The organism is Streptomyces sp. HUAS MG56 (genome assembly GCF_058673395.1).
Genome location: NZ_CM178722.1, coordinates 2,119,225 through 2,135,654 on the forward strand (window position 1 = coordinate 2,119,225; position 16,430 = coordinate 2,135,654).

Consider the following 16,430-nt stretch of genomic DNA (forward strand, 5'->3'; position numbering starts at 1 on the left):
GGAGGGGGTGTCCTCCGGCGGGGCTGGAGGAGAACCCCTCCGCCCGCGGCTCTCGTGGCACACGCGGGCGGAGGGGAGCCTGCTCAGCCGTCGAGTCGTACGACCCGTACGGCCCCTGCCGGGACCGGGAGGCGGCCCGCGGCGCGTTCGCCCGTCAGCAGCTCGGTGCCGGGCGACTCCAGCGGCACCTTGGTGTCGCCGGCGGTGTGGTTGATCGCGAAGAGGTACGTGCCCGACGCGCCGCTGCGGCGCACCACTTCGACGTCCCGGGGCAGGTCTGCGCGCGGCGCGAGCCGGGCGTCGTCGGCGGCCCAGCCGATCAGCGCGTCCAGGCCATGGGCGTCGAGGCGGGTGGAGACGTACCAGGCGGTGCCGTCGCCGAGCCGGTGCCGGGTGACGGCGGGGCGGCCGGCGGTGAGCCCGTCGGCGTAGGTCCACACGGTCTCGGCGCCGCGCGGCACGACGAACTCCGTCCACACGTCCCCGGTCAGCTCGGAGCCGTCGGGTCCGGCCAGCCGCACCCGCTCGTCCTTGAGCAGCGGCGAGAACTCCTCCACCGTCAGACCGAGGACGTCGCGCAGCGCGCCCGGGTAGGCGCCCTCGTGCACGGCGTCGTACTCGTCGACGATGCCGGAGAAGTACGACACCACGAGCGTGCCGCCGTTCTCGACGTACTCCCGGACGTTGTTCCCGGCCGCCTCCGTCATCAGGTAGAGGGCCGGTACGACGACAACGGGATAGGCCGACAAGTCGGCTTCCGGGTGGGCGAAGTCGACCGTGAGGTGGCGGTCGTAGAGGGCCTCGTAGAAGGAGTCGGCGCGTTCGCGTGGGTCGTGGTCCTCGCTGGGGCGCCAGGAGAGGTTCTGCGCCCACCAGGACTGCCAGTCCCACAGCATGGCGACGTCGGCCTCCGTGCGGGTGCCGCGGATCGTGCTCAACGAGTCGACGGACGCGCCGAGTTCGACCACCTCGCGCCACACCCGGGTGTCGGTGCCGCCGTGCGGCAGCATCGCCGAGTGGAACTTCTCGGCGCCGCGCCGGGACTGGCGCCACTGGAAGAACATCGCGCCCTCGGAGCCGCGGGCCACGTGGGCGAGCGAGTTGCGGGCCATCTGGCCGGGGGCCTTCGCGGGGTTGCGCGGCTGCCAGTTGACGCCGGAGGTGGAGTGTTCGAGGAGCAGCCAGGGTGCGCCTCCGGCCACGGACCGGGTGAGGTCGGCGGCCATCGCGAGGTTGACGTGGGTGCGGCGGCCGTCGGTGATCAGGTAATGGTCGTTGGTGACGAGGTCGACCTCGCGGCCCCAGGACCAGTAGTCGATCGAGTCGCACTGGCTGAGCGCGGTCATGAAGTTCGTGGTGACCGGGACACCGGGTGACAGGCGGTGCAGGATGTCGCGTTCGGCGGTGAAGTTCTCGCGGATGGTCGCGTCGGCGAACCGCTTGTAGTCCAGGGCCTGGCCCGGGTTACCGACGGTCGGGGTGGCCCGGGGCGGGTTGATCTGCTCGAAGCCCGTGTAGCGCTGCCCCCAGAAGGCCGTCCCCCATGCCTCGTTGACGGCTTCGACGGTGCCGTGGGTCCGGGCGAGCCAGCGGCGGAAGTGTGCGGCGCAGGAGTCGCAGTAGCAGGCGGAGACGGGGACGCCGTACTCGTTGTGGACGTGCCACAGGGCGAGTGCGGGGTGGTCGCCGTAGCGTTCGGCGAGTTTCACGGTGATCGCCCTGGCCGCGGCCCGGTAGTCGGCGTTGCTGTGGCAGATCGCGCCGCGGGAGCCGAACTCGTATCGCGTGCCGTCGGCGGTCACCGGCAGGGCCTCGGGATGCACGCGGTAGAACCAGGCGGGCGGGGCGACGGTCGGCGTGCCGAGGTCGACGCGGATGCCGTTCTCGTGGAGCAGGCCGATCACCCGGTCGAGCCAGCCGAAGTCGTACTCCCCCGGGGCCGGTTCCAGCAGGGCCCAGGAGAAGATCCCGACGCTCACCATCGTGACGCCGGCCTCCCGCATCAGCCGGACGTCCTCCAGCCAGACGCTTTCCGGCCACTGCTCGGGGTTGTAGTCGCCACCGAAGGCGAGCCTGGTGAGGCCCCTGGGGCTGGTGTCCGGCATGGGTGTCTCCCGTTGAATCGATCATTTGGGAACGTGCACACACAACGGAGGCGGTGCGAGCCCAACATAACCGCACAGCAACAACCATTGACAAGTGTCCGGGATGTTTCTCTACTGTGAACGCTCACAGAAGCATGGCGGGGACTCCGGACAGGCGGGGACCTAGTTCATGTGAACGTGCACATCTGCATGGCAGGTCCCCGCAGGAGGCGGGGACCCAGGTCAGGGGAGAAACCATGCCGCACACGAAGCGTCGTCGCCTCGTGACAACCGCCCTCGCCGTCGCGCTCGGCGCGACCACCCTCGCCGCCTGCGGCTCCGGGGACGACAGCAAGTCCGAGTCCGGTCCGGTCTCGCTGACGTACTGGACCTGGACGCCCGGCATGGACAAGGTCGTGGACCTGTGGAACAAGGGGCCGGGGAAGAAGGACCAGATCACGGTCACGGTGAAGAAGCAGGCGTCCGGCGACACGCTGGTCACCAAGATCCTCACCGCGCACAAGGCGAAGAAGGCCCCGGACCTGGTGCAGGCCGAGTACCAGGCGCTGCCGACCCTGGTCAGCAACGACGCGCTGGCCGACATCTCCCAGCAGGTCGGCGACATCAAGCGCAAGTTCGCCGACGGCGTCTGGCAGCAGACCACGCTCGGCACGAACGCCGTCTACGCCGTCCCGCAGGACATCGGGCCGATGATGTTCTACTACCGCGCGGACCTGTTCAAGAAGTACGGCCTGACGGTCCCCACCACCTGGGAGCAGTTCGCTCAGACCGCCCGCCAGTTGAAGAAGAAGGCGCCGGACAAGGACCTGACCACCTTCTCCGCCAACGACTCCGGCCTCTTCGCCGGTCTCGCCCAGCAGGCCGGCGCCAAGTGGTGGACCGCCTCCGGCGGCAAGTGGAAGGTCGCCATCGACGACACGGCCACCCAGAAGGTCGCCACGTTCTGGGGCGGGCTGGTCAAGGAAGGCGTCATCGACAACCAGCCGATGTACACCCCCGCCTGGAACAAGGCGCTGGACACCGGCAAGCAGCTCGCCTGGGTGAGCGCCGTGTGGGCGCCGGGCACGCTGACCACGGCCGCGCCCGACACGAAGGGCAAGTGGGCGATGGCGCCGCTGCCGCAGTGGTCGGCCACCGAGGACGTGACCGGCAGCTGGGGCGGTTCCTCCACGGCCGTGACCACCGACTCCGCGCACAAGGAGGCGGCCGCGAAGTTCGCCGCCTGGCTGAACACCGACCACGACGCCCTCAACGCGCTGGCCAAGGACGGCGGCATCTACCCGGCCTCCACGTCCGCGCAGCTCAGTGGCGCCTTCTCCAACCCGCCGGACTACTTCTCGAACCAGGCCGACTTCTACACCAAGGCCGCCGACATCGCGAAGACCACGGCGCCCTCGGCATGGGGCCCGAACGTGAACGTCGCCTACACGTCGTTCAACGACGCGTTCGGCTCCGCCGCCAAGAACAAGTCGGACTTCGCCGCCGCCCTGAAGACGATGCAGGACGCCACGGTCGCCGACATGAAGAAGCAGGGCTTCGGGGTTTCCCAGTGACGAGCCCCGCACGCCGGAAGTCGTACGGGGTCAAGGGGGCCCCGTACGCCTTCCTCTTCCCCGCCACCGCACTCTTCGCCCTCTTCTTCGCGCTGCCCATCGGTTACGCCGTCTTCCTCAGCTTCCGCAAGGTGCACGTCTCCGGGCTCGGCCTGGGCGCGGGTGCGCGCGCTGAGGTCTGGGCCGGCTTCGCGAACTACACCGAGGCCTTCAAGGACAGCGAGCTGCTCCAGGGCGCGCTGCGCGTGCTCGGCTACGGCTGCATCGTCGTCCCGGTGATGCTGGGCCTCGCCCTGCTGTTCGCGCTGATGCTGGACTCCGAGCGGGTGCGGCTCACACCGTTCACCCGGCTCGCGATCTTCCTGCCGTACGCCGTCCCCGGCGTGGTGGCGGCGCTGCTGTGGGGCTTCCTGTACCTGCCGGACGTGAGCCCCTTCTACTACCTGCTGGCGAAGCTGCATCTGCCGCAGCCGAACCTGCTGGACGGCGGTCCGCTCTATCTCGCCCTGTCGAACATCGCGGTCTGGGGCGGCACCGGCTTCAACATGATCGTCATCTACACGTCGTTGAGGTCCATCCCGGCCGAGGTGTACGAGGCGGCGAAGCTGGACGGCGCGAGCCCGCTGCAGATCGCCCTGAAGATCAAGATCCCGATGGTGGCGCCCTCGCTGGTGCTGACCTTCTTCTTCTCGATCATCGCGACGCTCCAGGTCTTCAACGAACCGACGACCCTCAAGCCGCTCACCAACTCCGTCAACACGACGTGGAGTCCGCTGATGAAGGTGTACCAGGACGCCTTCGGCCGCAACGACATCTACTCGGCGGCCGCCGAGGCGACCCTGATCGCCCTGGTCACGCTGCTGCTGTCGTTCGGGTTCCTGCGGGCCGCGAACAGCCGCAGCAAGCGGGACGTCAGTCAAGGAGACGCGCGATGAGTTCTCTTGCCCTGCGCAAGGCGGCCCCGGCCGCGGGCACCACCCCTGGCACGGCCCAGGGTCCGCCGCTGCGCCGCCGGATCGCACTGGTGCCGACGATCACGCTGCTGGCCGGGGCGATCTACACGCTGCTGCCGGTCGCGTGGGTGGTGATCGCGTCCACCAAGTCCGGGCACGAGCTGTTCTCCACCTTCACCTTCCTGCCGGGCACCGGGTTCACGCGGAACATCGAGGACCTGAGCGCCTACCGCGGGGGCGTCTACTGGAAGTGGATGGGCAACTCCGCCCTGTACGCCGGTCTCGGCGCACTGCTCTCCACGGCCGTCTCGGCGTTCAGCGGCTACGCGCTCGCGACCTACCGCTTCAAGGGCCGCGAGACGATCTTCAACGTCCTGCTCGCGGGCGTGCTGATGCCGCCGGTGATCCTCGCGATCCCGCAGTACCTGCTGCTGGCGAAGGCGAACCTGACGGACTCCTACCTGTCCGTGCTGCTGCCGCAGATCCTCTCCCCGTACGGGGTCTACCTGGCCCGGATCTACTCCGCCGCGGCCGTCCCCGCCGATGTGGTGGAGGCCGGGCGCATGGACGGGGCGAGCGAGTGGCGGATCTTCACCCGGATCGCGCTGCCGATGATGATCCCGGGCATGGTCACCGTGTTCCTGTTCCAGTTCGTCGCGATCTGGAACAACTTCCTGCTGCCGTTCATCATGCTCAGCGACGACGAGAAGTTCCCGCTCACGCTGGGCCTGTACACGCTGCTGGAACAGGGCTCCAACACCCCGGCGCTGTACACCCTCGTGATCACGGGCGCGTTCCTCGCGGTCCTCCCGCTGATCGCCCTGTTCCTGGTCATTCAGCGGTTCTGGAGCCTCGACCTGCTGTCCGGGGCCGTAAAGTCATGACCATGAGCAATCCGGGGGGCCGGCGCAAACCGCCGACGATCCACGACGTGGCGCGCGAGGCAGGCGTCTCGCGCGGCACCGTCTCGCGCGTGCTCAACGGCGGGCACTACGTCTCTCCCGCCGCGCAGGAGGCGGTCAACGCCGCCATCCGCAGGACCGGGTACGTCGTGAACCGGCACGCCCGTTCACTGATCACCGGACGCTCCGACTCGGTCGGCTTTCTGCTGACCGAGCCGCAGGAGCGGTTCTTCGAGGACCCCAACTTCAATGTCCTGCTGCGCGGTTGCACCCAGGCGCTGGCCGCGCACGACGTGCCGCTCCTGCTGATGCTGGCGGGCACCGAGGACGAACGGCGGCGCATCACGCGGTACATCACCGCCGGGCACGTCGACGGGGTGCTGCTGGTCTCCAGCCACTCCGGTGATCCGGTCGCGCAGGAACTGCGGGAGGCGGGCGTGCCGCTCGTCGCCTGCGGAAAGCCCATCGGCCTGGGCTCGAAGGTGAGTTACGTGGCCGCCGACGACCGGGACGGCGCGCGGGACATGGTCCGGCATCTGCTGTCGCTGGGGCGGCGCAGGATCGGTGTGGTCACCGGTCCGCTGGACACACCGGGTGGGGTGGAGCGGCTCGCCGGGTACAAGGAGGTGCTCACCGAGGCCGGCATCGGGGTCGACGAACGGCTCGTCGTCTCCGGCGACTACAGCCGGGCGAGCGGTGAGGCGGGCGCGGAGCGGCTGCTGGCACAGGCGCCGGACATGGACGCGGTGTTCGTGGCCTCCGACCTGATGGCGCAGGGCGTGCTGGCGGCGCTGCACCGGGCCGGGAAGGAGGTGCCGGATGACATCGCTGTCGGCGGCTTCGACGACTCCCCGGCGGCGACAGCGGCCACTCCGGCCCTGACGACGATCAGGCAGCCGTGGGACCGGATCAGCAGCGAGATGGTGCGGGTGCTGCTCGCGCAGATCGGCGGGGAGGATCCGGCGGCGGTGATTCTGCCGACGGAACTGGTGCGGCGGGCGTCGGCCTGAGCGCCGACCGGAGTGCTGGGAGAGGCCGTCAGCCGTCTGCGGCGGCGTCGTGGTCTCTCGCGCCCACGCGGCGGCCAGTTCCGTGGTTAGGCCGCAGCTCATCAGGGTCACCGGCATTCACGTCGGCCCGGGGATCCAGGCGGCTGCAGCGCCGGGATGAGGGCGGACCGGTGCGTGACGGGCGCCACCCGGGTGAAGATCGCGGGCCGGTGTCGGCAACCGGTCAGGATCGGAGAAGCCGTGGCGGGCCGACCGGTCCTAGCGTGAGGTGCACCGGCGGGACGACCCGCCGGCCCGCGCATCGCGAAGGAGTGAGTGCCATGACCACAGGCGTGCAGACGATCATCTACCCCGTCAAGGACGCGAAGGCCGCCAAGGCGCTGTTCACCGCCCTGCTGGGCGTCCAGCCGTATGCCGACGAGCCGTACTACATCGGTTTCAAGGCCGCCGGGCAGGACGTCGGGCTCGACCCGAACGGTCACGCGCAGGGCCTGACCGGCCCGGTGCCGTTCTGGCACGTGACCGACCTGCGCGAGCGGCTCGCGACGCTGGTGGAGGCGGGTGCCGAGGTGCTCCAGGACGTGCGGGACGTGGGCAACGGCCGGCTGATCGCCTCCGTGAAGGACCCCGACGGCAACCTGATCGGCCTCCTCCAGGACCCGGCTGCCTGAGACCCGGCTGCCTGAGACCCGCCCCGCGAGCCCCGGTCACCGCCCGTATCCCGAACTAGTTGCACACTCAACGATTGGCTGGATCGGTGCTACGGTGCGGGTATGGCAGTCAAGACGGCGGACGCCCGGCTTGAGGAACGGTGGCGGGACATCCTCGCGGTGCACGCGCGCACGATGTGCGAGATAGACCGGGCGCTGCACCCGCACGGACTGGGCGCCAGCGATTTCGAGGTGCTCGACATCCTGGCGACCGAGTCGCCCGCGCCGGGCGAGCAGTGCCGGGTGCAGAATCTGGTCGGCCGGGTGCACCTGAGCCAGAGCGCGCTGTCCCGGCTGATCGGCCGGCTGGAGAAGGACGGGCTGGTCGAGCGCTCGGTGTGCGCGGAGGACCGGCGTGGGGTGTGGGTGGCGCTCACCCCCAAGGGCCGCGCCCTGCACACGGCGGTGCTGCCGCTCCAGCGGGCGGTGCTGGAGCGCATGCTCGCCGAGCAGGACGTCAGAGCATCGGCTCCACAGCCCTAGAGCAGCAGTTCGGCCCCGTCGTCCAGCACCTCGACCCCGTGCTCGGCGGCACGCGCGCGTGCCGGTGACGCCGGGTCGAGCAGCGGGTTCGTGTTGTTGAGATGGGTGTAGACCCGGCGCGCCCCGGGATGCCGGGCGAGGGCGGCGAGGGTGCCGTCCGGGCCGGTGACCGGCAGATGCCCCATGGCCGCCTGCCCGGCGCCGGACCGTACCGCCGTCCCCATCTCGTCGGCCGCGTAAAAGGTGCCGTCGACCAGCACACAGTCGGCCTCGGCGCACAGCTCGTCCAGCTCCGCGCTCCAGGCGCCCACGCAGGGCGCGTACACCAGCACTCCCCCGCTGGCCAGGTCCTCGACGCGGTACGCCGTCACCCACGGGCCGGCCGGCTGCGGCGCCTGCACCGGAATGTACTTCGGGATCTTCGCGCCCACCGTACGGGCCGTGACCACCAGCCCGCCGGCCAGCACGAATCCGCCGTCGGCCAGGGTGTCCGCCCATTCCCAGGGGGCGTAGCGCTCCAGGGCGGCGCGGACGGGGGCGAGCGCCGAGCGGACCGGCGGAGCCGCGTAGACCTTCAGGCCCGCCGCTCCCCGCAGCTCGCCGAGTCCGGCGACGTGGTCGGCCTCGGCGTCGGTGAGCAGGACCCCGCGCAGCGGGGTGTCCCGGGGGCCGGGGCCGGGCCACAGTGCCGGTGTGGCGGTGAGCTGGGTGCGCAGATCGGGCGAGGCGTTCAGCAGCCACCAGTCGCGGCCGTTGCCGCTGACGGCGGCGCACTCCTGGGTACGGGAGGGCAGCCTGCCGTCCCGGGCGGCCGCGCACAGCGCGCAGGCACAGTTCCACTGCGGGAAGCCGCCCCCGGCGGCGGTGCCCAGCAGGACGACCCTCACGATTACCCCTCCGCGTTCGACCGGCCTTTCTCCCGCTGGGATCTTCCCCTCGCGAGGAGAGGGGCCACCCCGGCGCGGGGAGCAGTTCCGGCCGTTCGGTCGCCCAAAGGGGGCTGAGGGCGTGTTTCAGCGGGCCAGCAGTGTCCGTACCCCCTGTGACGTGAGCGTCAGGGCGTGGGCCGAGTTGCCGTCTATGGCCAGGGCCAGGTCCTCGTCGGGCCACTGTGCGGCGAGGGCGCCGAGCGGGACGAGGCGGTAGCGCGAGATGAACGGCAGCAGCCGGCCCAGCTCGCCCTCCGTGGTGAACACGGGAACGACCGGTTCGCCTCCGGGCTGTTCCAGGACGGGCAGGGCCAGCGAGGAGGTTTCGGCTCCCTCCTCGTCAGGCGCGTCGTCCGGCACCGGGACGAGCACGTCGCTGTGCGCGAGGGTGTCCAGGGCGGCCTGGTCCTCGGCGTTCACGGCCAGCGCGTCCAGCGCCTGCTGGGCCGGTGTCGGCCGGTGGTCGTGTGCGGCGGATGTCTCCATGGCAGATCCCCAGGTAGCTGCGGTGATGCGGCCTCCCGGGCGGGTCCGTGCCCGGGCGCTCCCGGTCGCGTACCCGCTGGGCCCGGGGGCATGCGTGGGGAGCGCGGGGAGGTCTGGTGAGCACGCGGGCGCGCGCCCTAGCGTGTCCTCATGCCGATGCGACCCTGGTTCCGCGAGGCCAAGCTGGGCATCTTCGTCCACTGGGGCGTCTACGCGGTGGACGGAGTGCCGGAGTCCTGGTCCTTCTACACCGGCCAGGTCTCCCACGAGCAGTACATGAGGCAGCTGGACGGTTTCACGGCGTCCCGTTACGACCCGCGCGCGTGGGCGGAGCTTTTCGCCCGCGCCGGGGCCCGGTACGCCGTGCTCACCGCGCGTCATCACGACGGGGTGGCCCTGTGGGACAGCGCGTACGGCGGGCTGGACGTGGTCCGCCGCACCCCGGCGGGGCGCGACCTGATCGCCGGGTACGCGGACGCGCTGCGGGAGCGCGGCCTCAAAGTGGGCCTGTACTACTCCCATTCGGACTGGAACCACCCCGACTACGCGAGCACCCGGCACCCCGCCCCGGACGAGGATCCCCCGAACCCCCTCGCGCACGCCCGGCTCGGTGCGGAGGATCCGGCGGCCTGGTCGCGGTACCTCGCCTACCGGGACGGGCAGGTCGGGGAGCTGGTGGACCGGTTCCGGCCGGACCTGTTGTGGTTCGACGGCGAGTGGGAGCGCACCGAGGAGCAGTGGGGGCTGGACGCCCTGGCCGCGCGGATCCTGGCCGGGAACCCGGACACCGTGCTCAACGCGCGCATGCTGAGCCACGGCGACTACGCCACCCCGGAGCAGGGCGTGCCGCTCCAGGCGCCCGACGGGCCCTGGGAGTTGTGCCTCACGGTCAACGACTCCTGGGGCTTCCAGCACCGGGACCACAACCACAAGTCGGTGCGCCAGCTGGTGCGTTACTTCACGGAGACGATCGCCGCGGGCGGCAACCTGCTGCTCGACGTGGGCCCGCGCGAGGACGGCACGATCCCGGCGGAACAGGCGGGCCGGCTCACGGGGCTCGGGGCGTGGATCGGCCGGCACGCCGAGGCCGTGTACGGCACGGTCGCGGGGCTGCCGCCGGGCCACCACTACGGCCCGAGCACGCTGTCGGCCGACCGGCGGACGCTGTACCTCGTGTGCTTCGACACCCCGCGCGAGACGGTGTCCGTGCGCGGGCTGCGCAACCGGGTGCGCCGGGTGCGGGTGCTGGGGACGGGCGCCGGTCTGGGCCACCGGGTCACCGGCGGGCTGCACGACGTACCGGGCGTGACCTGGATCGACGCGCCGGCTGCCACGGATGTGGACGAGTACGCGACCGTGCTCGCCGTGGAACTCGACGGGGAACTCGATCTGTACTGGGGTACCGGGCGGACCTGACGCCGTCGGCCGCGCGGTCGTCAGCCGGGCCCGGCGAGCAGGCCGGCGACGGTGGTGACCCGGACCAGCGGCCGGTACAGGTCCATCAGCTGGAGGGCCTTGAGGTGGGAGTCGTCGTCCGCGCCCGCGCAGGCGTCAGCGACCACCAGCACCTCGGTGCCGGCGTCGGCGGCGGCCAGGGCGGTGGACAGGACACAGCAGTCGGTGCTGACGCCGGCCAGGACCAGACGGTCGCCGGGGGCGAGACGGGCGGCGAGCTGCGGGGTCCACTTGCCGAAGGTGGTGGCGTCCAGGACGTGCTGAGCCTCGTCGGTGAACTCTGCGTCCAGGTCCCAGAGTTCGGCGTCCGGGGGCCTGCGGGCGAAGGGCCATCGCTCGTAGTAGGCGCGCCAGGCGCCGGTCGGGTGCTCGGGGGCCACGAAGCGGGTGAAGGTCACGCGGCCGGTGAAGGCGGGCAGCAGGCTGCGTACGCCTGCCGCCGCGTCCGCGTACCGGGGTGCGGCCCAGGGGCTCGCCGGGTCGGCGAAGACGTGCTGCATGTCGATGACGGCGAGGTGGCCGGCGCTCATGCGGGGAGCATCCCTTCGCCGGGCGGCGGTGCCCCGTCCTCCTGGGCGCGCACCCGGCGGCGGCCGAGGAGCAGCGTGCCGAGGAAGGCGAGCGCGAGGGCGGCGAGGACACCGAGGTTGGCGGACGCCCAGGCGCCGGACTTGCCGCCGAGACCGAGCGGCCCGAGCAGATAGCCCTGCCAACTGAGCCAGCTCGCGGAGGTGTTGGTGACCAGGCCCCAGCCGAGGGCCGTGGCGGCGAGGGTGAGCAGCAGGGGTGCCGGGGGGATGTCGCCGTAGCGGCCGTGCGGGCGGTAGAGGTCGCCGTCGTCGTAGTCGCGGCGGCGCAGGGCGAGGTCGGCCAGCATGATGCCGCACCAGGCGGCGATGGGGACGCCGAGCGTGGTGAGGAATCCCGTGAACGGGGCGAGGAAGTCGCCGGCGAAGAACACGATGTAGACGGAGCCGGCGATCATCAGGGCACCGTCGAGGAGCGCGGCCAGGTAGCGGGGCACCGGCAGACCGGCGGAGAGCAGGGCGAGGCCGGAGGAGTAGATGTCGAGGACGGCGCCGCCGACCAGACCGAGGACGGCGACGACGGCGAACGGCACCAGGAACCAGGTCGGCAGGATGGTCGTGAGCGCGCCGATCGGGTCGGCCGCGACCGCCTTGCTCAGTGACTGCGAGGAACCGGCCAGCAGCAGCCCGAAGACGAGCAGGAGCAGCGGGGCGACACAGGCGCCGAAGGTGGTCCAGCCGATCACCGCCCGGCCGGCCGAACTGCGGGGCAGATAGCGGGAGTAGTCGGCGGCGGCGTTGACCCAGCCGAGGCCGAAGCCGGTCATCATGAACACGAGCGCGCCGATGAACTCCTGCGGGGAACCGGCCGGGACGGCGCTGACGGCGGCCCAGTGGATGTGGCCGGCGACGAGGGCGACGTAGACGACGGTGAGGACGCCCGTGATCACGGTGATCGCCGTCTGCAGCCGCATGATGACGTCGAAGCCCATGACTCCGCCGACGACGGTCAGCGCGGCCACGACGACGAGGGCGAGCACCTTGGTCCCGGTGCCGCCGCCCCAGCCGAGGCGGCCGAAGACCGTCGCGGTGGCGAGCGTGGCGAGCGCCGTGAGTACCGTCTCCCAACCGACGGTGAGCATCCAGGAGATCAGGGACGGCAGCCGGTTGCCGCGCACTCCGTACGCGGCCCGGCTGAGCACCATCGTCGGTGCCGAGCCCCGCTTTCCGGCGACCGCGATGAACCCGCACAGCAGGAACGAGACGACGATGCCGAGCACGCCTGCGGCGAGGGCCTGCCAGAAGGAGATGCCGAAGCCGAGCGCGAACGCGCCGTAACTCAGCCCTAGGACCGAGACGTTCGCGCCGAACCAGGGCCAGAACAGCGTGCGCGGCGTGCCCTTGCGCTCCGCGTCCCCGATCACGTCGAGGCCGTGTGTCTCCAGTTGGATCGGGCGGCCGGCGGGTCTGCCGTCGACCGGGTCCTGCGGGTACGTCGTCACACCGGGCCCCCTGTCCTGCCCGTCCGGGCGTGTCGCGATCACGCTAGGCGGGCACCCCGGGAGCGTCAATCGAGTTGGCGCACGTCGGCACTGCGGGGCGGGACCGGGCGCGTCGCGTCGGACTCCGGCCGTGGGAAGGCGGGTTCGGGCCGTCGGGCGGCGGGTTCACGCCGTGCGGCGGCGGCTCCCGGCAGCGGGGCAACGGCTCCCGGCAGCGTCGCGCCGGACTCCGGCCGCGGGGAGGCAGGTTCGGGCCGTCGGGCAGCGGGTTCACGCCGTGCGGCGGCGGCTCCCGGCAGCGGGGCAGCAGCTCCCGGCAGCGTCGCGCCGGACTCCGGCGGCAGGGAGGCGGGTTCAGGCCGTCGGGCGGCGGGTTCACGCCGTGGGATGAGGGCTCCCGGCAGCGTCGCGCCGGACTCCGGCCGCAGGGCGGCAGGTTCGGGCCGTCGGCCAACAGTTCCCGGCCCTGGGACGGCGGGTTCCAGCCGCGAGGCCGCGGGTTCCAGCCGTGGGGTCGAGGGTTCCGGCCGTGGGGTCGGGGGTTCCGGCAGGGTGCGGGCGAGCAGCCAGCTCAGTACGGGCATCAGGATGAGCGGGGCGAGGGCGGTGCGCAGGGACGTGGCGTCGGCGAGCCGGCCGATGAGCGGGGTCACCAGCCCGCCGGCGCTCACCGCCAGGCCGAGGGTGATGCCGCCTGCCGTGCCGACCCGTGAGGGCAGATAGTCCTGGCCGAGGGTGACCTGGAGGGAGAACGGCACGTAGAGGCCGGCGGAGGTCAGCGCCACGCACTCGTACAGGGCCGGGCCGGGGACGAACACGACGCCCGCGACCGCCAGGGCCGACACCAGGTACGACCACCGGCACACGGTGACCCGGTCCCACCGCTCGGCCAGCGCGCCTCCGAGCACGGAGCCGATCGCGCCGCCGGCGTAGAGCACACACAGCGCGGCGGTACCCGCGCCCGCTCCGCCGCCCAGGCGTTGCTCGGCGTACAGGGACAGGAAGGTACTCAGGCCGATGAAGGCGATCGAGCGGCACACCACCGCCAGCGACAGCCGGACGAACGACGCCCTGTCGTCGGGTCCGGTCCGCGCGGCCGTACCGGCGGAGCAGGCCGGTGGGCGGCGTCCGGGGGTGCGCAGGACGGCCAGGCAGAGCGCGGTCCCCGCGAGCGCGGGCAGTGCCAGTGCCGGGGTCCGGCGCAGCCCGCCCGTGCCCACGACGGCCGCGACCAGCAGCGGGGCGAGGGCGAAGCCCACGTTGCCGCCCAGCGAGAACCAGCCCATGGCACGGTGCGAGCCCCCGCTCGCGAGCCGGGCGACGCGGGCCGACTCGGGGTGGTAGGCGGCCACGCCGATCCCGGTCACCGCCATGCACACGAGGGTGGGGCCGTAGCCGCCGTCGAGGCCGGAAGAGGAGATGCCGAGGCCGGCGAGAAGTGTGCTGACGGGGAGCAGCCAGGGGACCGCGCGGCGATCGGTGAGGGCGCCGAACAGCGGTTGCGCCACCGAGGACAGCAGGGAGGCGGCCAGTACGACACCGGAGGCGGCGGCGTAGCCGTAGCCGCGCCCGGCGACGAGGAAGGGGATCAGGGCCGCGACGGCGCCCTGGTAGACGTCGACGCAGGCGTGCCCCACGGACAGCAGGGTGATCGAGGCGTTCTTTCGCACCTCGCCATGCTGCGACCGGGTGGGACTGTCGTGCTTTCGATAAACTGCCGGACAATGACAGAAATCCGCCATGAACCGATCGCTCCGACGCGCACCCGGTTGCTGGCGTCCCGTACCGGGATCGACGCCCACCGGCATGACGACCACCAGATCGTCTACGCGGGCCGGGGCGTCGTGGCCGTCACCACCGACGCCGGTTCCTGGGTCGCCCCGGCCACCCGTGCCCTGTGGGTGCCGGCCGGCACGGTGCACGCCCACGAGGCGTACGGGGAGCTGGAGTTGCACCTGATGGGGCTGCCCTCGACCGAGAACCCGCTGGGTCTGGACACCCCGACCGTGCTCGCCGTGTCCCCGCTGCTGCGCGAGCTGATCATCGCGCATACCCGTACCCCGGACGACGGCAGTCCCGAGCGGGCGCGGCTGCGCGCGGTGCTGCTGGACCAGTTGCGCGCCTCGCCCCAGCAGCCCCTGCACCTGCCGGCGCCGTCGTCGCCGCTGCTGCGCGCGCTGTGCGGCATCCTGCTCGCCGATCCGGCGGACGGCCGTACCCTCGCCGAGCTGGGCCGGGAGGTCGGCGCGAGCGACCGTACGCTGTCGCGGCTGTTCCGCGGCGAGCTGGGCATGACGTTTCCGCAGTGGCGCACCCAGGCGCGGCTGCACCGGGCGCTGGTGCTGCTGGCCGAGCAGACCCCGGTGACGGCGGTGGCGCACCGCTGCGGCTGGTCCTCGGCCAGCGCGTTCATCGACGTCTTCCGGCGCGCCTTCGGTCATACGCCGGGCGCGCGCCCGGCGGACCCCGGCGGCGTCCCCCGTACCCCCGGTACTCCCGGCACCCCCGACAACCTCGGCTGACACACCTGCGAGCACCTCCACCGGCACCGGCACATCCTCCGACCGCCACCGGCGGGGCTCTCGGCCGTGGCCCGCGGCCTGGCGCGTCCGGTCGCGGCAACCGGCGGCGTGGCGTGTGCCGCGCCGCCGGGGTGCGCGGCGAGGATGGCGCTCGGTGACGGGCCCGGGAGCAGCCGGCGGAAAGGCGGAGGCGGGTATGACGGTGAACCGTGTCGGCCTGGTGGTGCACGGCGGACGCCCCGAGGCGGTGGTCGCCGCACGGGCCGTGCGCGAGTGGTGCGCCGAGCACGCGGTGGGCTGCACGGACATCGACGTGTGGCAGGAGGGCGCGCGGCACAGCGCGCTGGAGGAGGTCGAGGCCGCGGGCGATCCGGACCTGATCGTCACCCTCGGCGGCGACGGCACATTTCTGCGCGGTGCCCGGCTGGCCGCCGAGCACGACGCCCTGGTCCTCGGCGTCGACCTCGGCCGGGTCGGCTTTCTGACGGAGGTCCCGGTCTCCGCGGTGCGCGTGGCACTGGACGCCGTACGGGACGGGCGGATCACGGTCGAGCGCCGGATGCTGCTGACGATGCGCGCGTCGTGCCGGCTGGAGGTTCCGGCGCAGATGGAGGCGCTGATGCGGTACGGGCGCGGGCCGATGCTGCCGCCGCCCCGGGTGCGCCCGGAGTGCGAGACCGGGGACGAGTGGGGCGTGGCCCTGAACGTCACGGCGCTGAACGACGTCGTCGTGGAGCGGCTGACCCGGGACCGCCAGGTGTCGGTCGGGGTCTACCTGGCGGGCCGGCTGCTCGCCTCGTACTCCGCCGACGCGCTGCTGGTGGCCACGCCCACGGGGTCGACGGCGTACAGCTTCGCCGCGGGCGGTCCGGTGGTCTCGCCGCGCGCCGACGGGCTCGTCTTCACGCCGGTCGCCCCGCACATGGTGTTCAACCGCTCGGTCGTGGCCGCCCCCGACGAGCCCATCGGGCTGCGGGTGCTGGAGCGTTCGGGCCAGGCCGCCGTGAGCATCGACGGCCAGTTGCGCGGGGTGCTGAGCCCCGGGGACTGGATCGGCGTGTACGCCGCTCCCCACCGGCTCAAGGCCGTCCGGCTGGGCCCGACGGACTTCTACGGCCGGTTGCGCGAGCGCATGAACCTCACCGACGCCCCGGCCGCGCTGGCCGACGGCGAGGCGGCTCCGCTGTGGCCGGTCAGCACTCCCCCGCCGGGCGACCTGGCCCACCTCGCGCTGCCCCCGGCCCCGGCCGACGGACCGCCCCCGTCGTGAGCCGGGCTCGTCGCGAGCCGCCG

The 16,430-nt window shown here is 72.3% G+C and carries 14 protein-coding genes and 1 pseudogene; 9 read left to right on the forward strand and 6 right to left on the reverse strand.

Annotated features, from left to right (window positions below; genetic code table 11):
• Nucleotides 1–83 precede the first annotated feature (83 nt).
• The gene (locus AC4OXY_RS10265) at nucleotides 84–2,105 is read right to left on the reverse strand and encodes a beta-galactosidase (RefSeq protein WP_491993735.1); all 2,022 of its coding nucleotides are present in this window, start codon (nucleotides 2,103–2,105) and stop codon (nucleotides 84–86) included.
• Between the two features lie 236 nt (nucleotides 2,106–2,341).
• Between AC4OXY_RS10265 and AC4OXY_RS10270 the strand changes: the two genes are divergently transcribed.
• The 6 genes from AC4OXY_RS10270 (at nucleotide 2,342) to AC4OXY_RS10295 (ending at nucleotide 7,716) form a co-directional block, all read left to right on the forward strand.
• Nucleotides 2,342–3,658: an ABC transporter substrate-binding protein gene (locus tag AC4OXY_RS10270; RefSeq protein ID WP_356023619.1), complete on the forward strand. Its 1,317-nt coding sequence runs from the start codon at nucleotides 2,342–2,344 to the stop codon at nucleotides 3,656–3,658.
• Nucleotides 3,655–4,593, forward strand: coding sequence for a carbohydrate ABC transporter permease (locus AC4OXY_RS10275; protein WP_356023617.1), 939 nt, complete (start codon nucleotides 3,655–3,657; stop codon nucleotides 4,591–4,593). Before AC4OXY_RS10270 ends, AC4OXY_RS10275 begins: the two co-directional genes overlap by 4 nt.
• The gene (locus AC4OXY_RS10280; protein WP_362820127.1) at nucleotides 4,590–5,495 is read left to right on the forward strand and encodes a carbohydrate ABC transporter permease; all 906 of its coding nucleotides are present in this window, start codon (nucleotides 4,590–4,592) and stop codon (nucleotides 5,493–5,495) included. The genes AC4OXY_RS10275 and AC4OXY_RS10280 overlap by 4 nt, the downstream gene beginning before the upstream one ends.
• On the forward strand, nucleotides 5,492–6,523 hold the full coding sequence (locus tag AC4OXY_RS10285) for a LacI family DNA-binding transcriptional regulator (protein ID WP_356023613.1): 1,032 nt from the start codon (nucleotides 5,492–5,494) through the stop codon (nucleotides 6,521–6,523). Before AC4OXY_RS10280 ends, AC4OXY_RS10285 begins: the two co-directional genes overlap by 4 nt.
• A 320-nt stretch (nucleotides 6,524–6,843) precedes the next feature.
• Nucleotides 6,844–7,194 (forward strand): VOC family protein, encoded by a 351-nt coding sequence (locus tag AC4OXY_RS10290; protein WP_356023612.1) that lies wholly within the window; start codon nucleotides 6,844–6,846, stop codon nucleotides 7,192–7,194.
• A 102-nt stretch (nucleotides 7,195–7,296) separates the two neighbouring features.
• Nucleotides 7,297–7,716, forward strand: coding sequence for a MarR family winged helix-turn-helix transcriptional regulator (locus AC4OXY_RS10295; RefSeq protein WP_356023610.1), 420 nt, complete (start codon nucleotides 7,297–7,299; stop codon nucleotides 7,714–7,716).
• On the opposite strand, the gene pqqB is transcribed toward AC4OXY_RS10295, so the two are convergent.
• Nucleotides 7,713–8,603 (reverse strand): pyrroloquinoline quinone biosynthesis protein PqqB, encoded by an 891-nt coding sequence (gene pqqB / locus AC4OXY_RS10300; RefSeq protein ID WP_491993736.1) that lies wholly within the window; start codon nucleotides 8,601–8,603, stop codon nucleotides 7,713–7,715. The genes AC4OXY_RS10295 and pqqB overlap by 4 nt on opposite strands.
• A gap of 126 nt (nucleotides 8,604–8,729) precedes the next feature.
• Nucleotides 8,730–9,131: an SseB family protein gene (locus AC4OXY_RS10305; RefSeq protein WP_356023606.1), complete on the reverse strand. Its 402-nt coding sequence runs from the start codon at nucleotides 9,129–9,131 to the stop codon at nucleotides 8,730–8,732.
• 150 nt (nucleotides 9,132–9,281) lie between these two features.
• Here AC4OXY_RS10305 and AC4OXY_RS10310 point away from each other — a divergent pair, with 150 nt between their 5' ends.
• On the forward strand, nucleotides 9,282–10,547 hold the full coding sequence (locus AC4OXY_RS10310; protein WP_491993737.1) for an alpha-L-fucosidase: 1,266 nt from the start codon (nucleotides 9,282–9,284) through the stop codon (nucleotides 10,545–10,547).
• Between the two features lie 20 nt (nucleotides 10,548–10,567).
• Here the strand turns inward: AC4OXY_RS10310 and AC4OXY_RS10315 are convergent, their stop codons facing one another.
• From AC4OXY_RS10315 to AC4OXY_RS10325, 3 genes and pseudogenes are all read right to left on the reverse strand, one after another.
• On the reverse strand, nucleotides 10,568–11,116 hold the full coding sequence (locus AC4OXY_RS10315; protein WP_356023604.1) for a cysteine hydrolase family protein: 549 nt from the start codon (nucleotides 11,114–11,116) through the stop codon (nucleotides 10,568–10,570).
• Nucleotides 11,113–12,615 carry a purine-cytosine permease family protein gene (locus tag AC4OXY_RS10320; RefSeq protein WP_491994807.1) on the reverse strand — a complete coding sequence of 501 codons (1,503 nt, stop codon included), beginning with the start codon at nucleotides 12,613–12,615 and terminating at the stop codon, nucleotides 11,113–11,115. The genes AC4OXY_RS10315 and AC4OXY_RS10320 overlap by 4 nt, the downstream gene beginning before the upstream one ends.
• 485 nt (nucleotides 12,616–13,100) lie before the next feature.
• Nucleotides 13,101–14,285 (reverse strand): annotated as a pseudogene (locus tag AC4OXY_RS10325) (MFS transporter); the annotation flags it as partial.
• Nucleotides 14,286–14,339: 54 nt separating this feature from the next.
• Between AC4OXY_RS10325 and AC4OXY_RS10330 the strand changes: the two are divergent.
• The gene (locus AC4OXY_RS10330; protein ID WP_376288494.1) at nucleotides 14,340–15,137 is read left to right on the forward strand and encodes a helix-turn-helix transcriptional regulator; all 798 of its coding nucleotides are present in this window, start codon (nucleotides 14,340–14,342) and stop codon (nucleotides 15,135–15,137) included.
• Nucleotides 15,138–15,333: 196 nt separating this feature from the next.
• Nucleotides 15,334–16,407: an NAD(+)/NADH kinase gene (locus tag AC4OXY_RS10335; RefSeq protein WP_491993738.1), complete on the forward strand. Its 1,074-nt coding sequence runs from the start codon at nucleotides 15,334–15,336 to the stop codon at nucleotides 16,405–16,407.
• Nucleotides 16,408–16,430 lie beyond the last annotated feature (23 nt).

What these genes read in the sequence shown, in the direction of transcription:
- AC4OXY_RS10335 (WP_491993738.1), top strand. Translation starts at nt 15,334, where the DNA reads ATGACGGTGAACCGTGTCGGCCTGGTGGTGCACGGCGGACGCCCCGAG.
- AC4OXY_RS10330 (WP_376288494.1), top strand. Translation starts at nt 14,340, where the DNA reads ATGACAGAAATCCGCCATGAACCGATCGCTCCGACGCGCACCCGGTTG.
- AC4OXY_RS10315 (WP_356023604.1), bottom strand. Translation starts at nt 11,116, where the DNA reads ATGAGCGCCGGCCACCTCGCCGTCATCGACATGCAGCACGTCTTCGCC.
- AC4OXY_RS10305 (WP_356023606.1), bottom strand. Translation starts at nt 9,131, where the DNA reads ATGGAGACATCCGCCGCACACGACCACCGGCCGACACCGGCCCAGCAG.
- AC4OXY_RS10285 (WP_356023613.1), top strand. Translation starts at nt 5,492, where the DNA reads ATGACCATGAGCAATCCGGGGGGCCGGCGCAAACCGCCGACGATCCAC.
- AC4OXY_RS10310 (WP_491993737.1), top strand. Translation starts at nt 9,282, where the DNA reads ATGCCGATGCGACCCTGGTTCCGCGAGGCCAAGCTGGGCATCTTCGTC.
- AC4OXY_RS10265 (WP_491993735.1), bottom strand. Translation starts at nt 2,105, where the DNA reads ATGCCGGACACCAGCCCCAGGGGCCTCACCAGGCTCGCCTTCGGTGGC.
- AC4OXY_RS10290 (WP_356023612.1), top strand. Translation starts at nt 6,844, where the DNA reads ATGACCACAGGCGTGCAGACGATCATCTACCCCGTCAAGGACGCGAAG.
- AC4OXY_RS10295 (WP_356023610.1), top strand. Translation starts at nt 7,297, where the DNA reads ATGGCAGTCAAGACGGCGGACGCCCGGCTTGAGGAACGGTGGCGGGAC.
- AC4OXY_RS10280 (WP_362820127.1), top strand. Translation starts at nt 4,590, where the DNA reads ATGAGTTCTCTTGCCCTGCGCAAGGCGGCCCCGGCCGCGGGCACCACC.
- AC4OXY_RS10270 (WP_356023619.1), top strand. Translation starts at nt 2,342, where the DNA reads ATGCCGCACACGAAGCGTCGTCGCCTCGTGACAACCGCCCTCGCCGTC.